The organism is Nostocoides australiense Ben110 (assembly GCF_001050535.1).
In the GTDB taxonomy this organism is placed as follows: Bacteria; Actinomycetota; Actinomycetes; order Actinomycetales; family Dermatophilaceae; genus Nostocoides_A; species Nostocoides_A australiense.
In genome coordinates this window covers 3,135,571-3,138,422 of record NZ_HG764815.1, presented here as the reverse complement: position 1 = coordinate 3,138,422, position 2,852 = coordinate 3,135,571, and the positions used below count along the sequence as shown (strand labels likewise).

Sequence of the window (2,852 nt, the reverse complement as noted above, 5' to 3'; positions counted from 1 at the left end):
CGGTTGGCCCGGACGGCCGGTTCGTCGCCATGCTGGACGAGTCCGGTCCACGGGCCAAGCCTCATGTCGTCTTCGCGCCCGCGGCTTCGTAGAGTGACCCTCGTGCTCCGCTGGACCGATCCCGCCGCCACGCCCGACGCCTTGCGACCGTGCGTGGCCACTTTCGGCAACTTCGATGGTGTGCATCGCGGTCACCGCGTCGTCATCGGCACCCTGCTCGCCGAGGCCAAGGCGCGTGGTCTGCCGGCCGTGGCCGTGACCTTCGACCCGCACCCGATCCAGGTGCTGCACCCCGAGCGGGCGCCCGAGCTGATCAGCCCGGGCTCACTGCACGAACAACTGCTGGAGGAGACCGGCATCGACGGCTTGGTCGTCGTGCCGTTCACCGTCGACTACGCCCAGCAGAGCCCCGAGGAGTTCATCCTCTCGACGTTCGTCACCGGTCTCGGCGTCAAGGCTCTGATCGTCGGCGCCGACACCAAGGGCTTCGGGCGCGGTTACACCGGTGATGTCGACCTGATCCGCGAACTCGGCCAGCGGCACGGCTTCGACGTCGTCGTCGTCCCCGACCAGGGGAACGCCGCGCGCTGGTCCTCCAGCGCGGCCCGCGAGCGGCTGCGTGAGGGCGATGTCGCCGGGGCCGCGGAGATCCTCGGCCGGCCGCACCGGGTCGTCGGGGTCGTCGTCCACGGCTTCCACCGGGGCCGCGAATTGGGTTATCCCACAGCCAATCTCGAGCGGAGGTCGCGCGGCGTCGTGCCGGCCGACGGTGTGTATGCCGGCTGGTTCACCCGGCTGGACCTCCCGCCGGATCACCCGGACCACCGCCTCCCCGCGGCCATCTCCGTGGGCACCAATCCCACCTTCGACGGCACCGAACGGACCGTCGAGGCCTACTGCCTCGATCGCACCGACCTCGATCTCTATGGCGAGACCGTGGCCGTCGACTTCGTCGAGCACCTGCGTCCGACGCTGCGGTTCGATTCGATCGAGGAGTTGCTCGACGCCATGGCCGGCGATGTCGTCGCCGCCCACGCGGTGCTGGCCAGCGCGTGACACACCGGACCGCACGGGCTTGCTTCAAAGCAACAAGGAACAACTCAGTGCACCCAGATGCCCGCTGAGGTTCGGTAATCCGAGTTTCGCAGCCGCGACCACTGCCCGGCGACGCGTGCTGCTCATCGGCGGCGGGAGAATCACCCACCCACGGAGACTCTTAGACTATTCGTGGATTGATGCGGGCTGGATTGATAAGTCGGTGATTGCCAGTTTCAACTTCGATCAGTGGAAGACTACTTGTCGGAATCAGTTCAGAATGTTCTCGCAGTAACTGCGCAATGATCTCGAGTCCTGGTGGGGCGGCGGCTACGGCCCAGCTTGGCATCGGGGCTTCGGTTTCCGTTACCTGGCAAAGCTTAACGTTGATATTCATTCTAGTGACCATTTCGAGCCAGAAGTTGTGGTCGGCGACATCTTTGGAGTTGGAACCCAGGGATTCCAGGCGGTCAATCGATGATAACAGACGCAGGACCGAGAATGCCGCCAAGTCTGCGACCTGTACAACGCTATGGTTACTGCTGTCAACATACTGCGGAATAGGTTCAGATGTTACTCGGCCCCTCATGTCCGCATGTTCCGCTACCAGGCGAGCTTGTTGTCCTCGTTCACCCCTTAGCAAAAGCCGCATCTTATCGCCCGCGTCCAAGTACATAGGTGAACGTGCAATCCGTAATCCCCAGCCGAGTGCAAGAAGATCGTTTACGTCGGCCGTTGCCTCAGTTATGAGGCGCTTTCCCAACAAGGGACGGCTTTCTGCGGTTAGAACTTGAGAAACTCCTACGCAAATGAAAGGCACTTCCTCGTGAATACTCCTGGCGAGTTGGAAGAGTAAGCATTGAACGTCCCTTACAGTCGAGAGAGAACGGTAGCGGCTTTTCGCCCGCTTTTGGCCGCTCCAGAGTTCTAGGGCATGCAATTCCGGTACGTCTGCCTTTCTAACCCCCGGCACGTGCCGTCTGATGGCCTGATACAGTTGCGTTTGAAGCTTCGGCTCGGGAGTTAATAGCGGAACGACGGCAAAGCACCCGATGTCATTTCGGGAGCCCCCTTGTGCGTAGTCGCCGCCAAGAATCAATTTGTCGCTGGTGCTTGAATCGTCGATCGCAGCGCCAATATCACGAGTTCCAGGGGAGTAAGCGTGCGCATTAACGTGAGCGAGTTCCCCTTGCGAACGGGTTGGTTTCACCATACGGGTGTAGCTCCTTGGGCGGCACAATTCAGTGTTGATAGGGCTGGCGTTCGCGTTCGCCTACACCAGGCTAAGCGTAGCGTAGTGACAGGAAGCATCGCTCCCCATTGCGAAGGAGGCGGCAGCAGGGTTGGTACAAACGGTCGTATTCTAGGGTTTTTATTTCGCGTGTTGCCTTCGGCGAGGGTCACGGTACACGTCAGCCGCCGCTCACGCCGGAAGTTGTCGCCCCGGACTGGCCGGCTGGCAACCATGCTGCGAACTTACGTTTGAGGGGTGGGGACATCGGGTCCAGCTGGGATGTTAACGAACACCGAGTCACGTTTTCAGCCGCGAAAGCCGGCCACGTAGGCGAACCAATCAGAGTAGTCATAACCGGCTCTTCCCAAAGGAGAGTGTGGGTTGGGTGTGCGCGTCGCTGCTTGGTTGAGGGTCGAGGCCTTCCGATGATGGAGGTTCCTACGCCTTCGATCTGGAAGACCTCGACATGGCTGACGTTACCTTCACGCGCCCGGATCTGGACACCTTCGCCGGTGTGGACGGCTTGGGGCTGGTCATTACCGGGCAGCGGATCGAGGTGGGCCGGGCGGTGCTGGCGTGTCGG

General features: G+C 61.7%; 2 protein-coding genes. One reads left to right on the top strand and one right to left on the bottom strand.

The genetic code is table 11. The features are described 5' to 3' along the window. The first annotated feature begins 102 nt into the window (after positions 1-102). Entirely contained in the window at positions 103-1,056 is a 954-nt protein-coding gene (locus BN11_RS15190; protein WP_048701632.1) for a bifunctional riboflavin kinase/FAD synthetase, read from the top strand. 160 nt (positions 1,057-1,216) lie between these two features. On the opposite strand, the gene BN11_RS22900 is transcribed toward BN11_RS15190, so the two are convergent. Next, positions 1,217-2,248, bottom strand: a complete 1,032-nt coding sequence (locus tag BN11_RS22900; RefSeq protein ID WP_157044194.1) for a hypothetical protein — start codon at positions 2,246-2,248, stop codon at positions 1,217-1,219. Positions 2,249-2,852 lie beyond the last annotated feature (604 nt).